This is a genomic window from Rhodococcus sp. NPDC057014 (assembly GCF_042673295.1).
Lineage (GTDB): Bacteria > Actinomycetota > Actinomycetes > Mycobacteriales > Mycobacteriaceae > Rhodococcus_F.
The window spans coordinates 1-2,160 of the sequence record NZ_JBHUSF010000592.1 but is presented as its reverse complement, the minus strand read 5'-3'; the positions used below and the strand labels follow the sequence as shown (position 1 = coordinate 2,160).

At 68.9% G+C, this 2,160-nt stretch carries 1 protein-coding gene; it reads right to left on the bottom strand.

What is annotated here, in order from left to right; translation table 11 throughout:
- The coding region (locus tag ACFTZB_RS45210) for a condensation domain-containing protein (protein WP_378442467.1) at positions 1–2,106 on the bottom strand (2,106 nt) is incomplete at its 3' end.
- Positions 2,107–2,160: the final 54 nt, after the last annotated feature.

The window sequence follows — 2,160 nt, the reverse complement described above, 5'->3', positions numbered from 1 at the left end:
CCGCGCCAACCGATTCGACGCCGCATCCACCTCCCCATACGTCAACACCCGACCCCCACACACCACCGCCACCGCATCCGGATCCACCCCCACCGACGCCGCCAACAACCCCGGCAACGACACCTCCGGCGCCGACCCCCCACCCACCACCGGCGACAACCGAGCCAACTCGGCCGCGCCGAGAACGTCGATGTCGCCGATCGGGCGATCCGGCGATGCGGTGACCGCGTCGAGGATCCGGACGAACTGATCCGCGAAGCCGCGGACGGTGCCCGCGTCCAGGACGTCGGTGGCGAAGCCGAATGCGGCGGACATCCCTGCGGGCGCGCCGGTTTCGTCGACGTTCTCACTGAGGGTCAGCAACAGGTCGCATTTAGCGACCTCGACGCCGGCGTCGACGACCTCGACGGTCAGACCGGGCAGTTCGAGTCGGCTCTCCTCGGTGTTCTGGAATTCGAGCAGCACCTGGAACAGTGGGGCGTGCGCCGTGGACCGCACCGGGTCGACCGCCTGCACGACCCGGTCGAACGGCACCTCTGTCTGCCCGAACGCGCCGAGATCGGTGTCGCGGACGTGCGCCATCAGGTCGGTGAAGGAGCGTTCGGGTGCGACTTCGGTCCGTAGCACCACGGTGTTGACGAACATGCCGACCATCTCGTCCAGTGCCGCGTCGCCGCGGCCGGCGACGGGCGTGCCCACTGCGAGATCCGTCGCACCGCTCAGCCGACCGAGCAGGACGGCGAGAGCGGCGTGCGCGACCATGAACAGTGTCGAATCATGACTCCGAGCAAGGTCGGACAGCTTCCTGTGCAGGTCCGCGCCGATCGCGAACGGCACGGTGGCGCCGTGCGAGGACCGCTGCAGGGGTCGCCGGCGGTCGAGCGGCAGCTCGAGCAGCTCGGGCATCCCGTCGAGGGTCCGGCGCCAGTAGTCCAGCTGCGCCGAGATGGGCGAGTCCGGGTCGGTGTCGCTGCCGAGGGTGCGGCGCTGCCATAGCGCGAAGTCGGCGTACTGCACCGGCATCGGCGCCCACGCGGGCGGATGTCCGTGTGCACGCGCGGTGTACGCGATCATCACGTCGCGGGCCAGCGGCGCCATCGATGATCCGTCCGCCGCGATATGGTGCAGAACCAGGGCCAACACGTGTTCGTCCGGACCGATCCGCAGGAGTGCGATGCGCATCGGGACGTCGCTGCGCACGTTGAATTCGGCCGACGCCAGTGACACCAGCTCGGTGCGCAGCGCCGCTTCGTCGGACACGGTGACCGGAGTGAGGTCGAGGGTCACCTGGTCCACGGGAAGCACCACCTGGTGCGGGCCGCCCGCGGAGCCGGGGTAGACGGTGCGGAGTGGTTCGTGCCGGTCGACGACGTCCTCGAAAGCGGCGCGCATGGCCTCGATGTCGAGTTCGCCGGACAGGCGCAGCGCTATCGGAATGTTGTAGGCGGGCGAAGCCGTGTCGACCTGATTGACGATCCACATCCGCTGCTGCGCCAGCGACAGCGGCAGGCGATCGGGGCGTACGCCCCCGGTGAGTGCGGCACGCGCCGCGACGCGGCGATCTGCTTCATCGGCGCGGGCGGCGAACCCCACCACCGTGGGTGCCTCGAACAGCTCGCGGACCCCCAGGCCGGTACCCAGTGCAGAGTTGACACGGGCGACGACGCGGGTCGCGCTCAGCGAATTGCCGCCCAGGTCGAAGAAGTTGTCGTCGAGCCCGGCCCGATCGAGTCCGAGTACGTCGGCGAAGGTATCTGCCACGGTCCGCTCGGTCGCACTGTCCGACGCACGGAAGACGGTGCGTACCACCGCGAAATCCGGTGTGGGCAAGGCCTGCTTGTCCAGCTTGCCGACCGGGGTGAGGGGCAACTCGTCGAGGATCACGATCGTCGCGGGCACCATGTGCGCGGGCACACTGCCGCGCACATGGTCGGTGACCTCGGCGACGTCGGGTTCGCCGTCACCGGACGGTAGAACGTACGACACCAGGACGGTGTCCCCGGACGGGGCGGTGCGACCGAGGGTCACCGCGAACGCAATACGGGGATGCTGCGTCAGCACCGCATCGATTTCGCCGAGTTCGACGCGGAAACCACGAATCTTCACCTGACAATCCGAACGACCCACATACTCGAGCACCGGCCCACCCACACCCTCCCG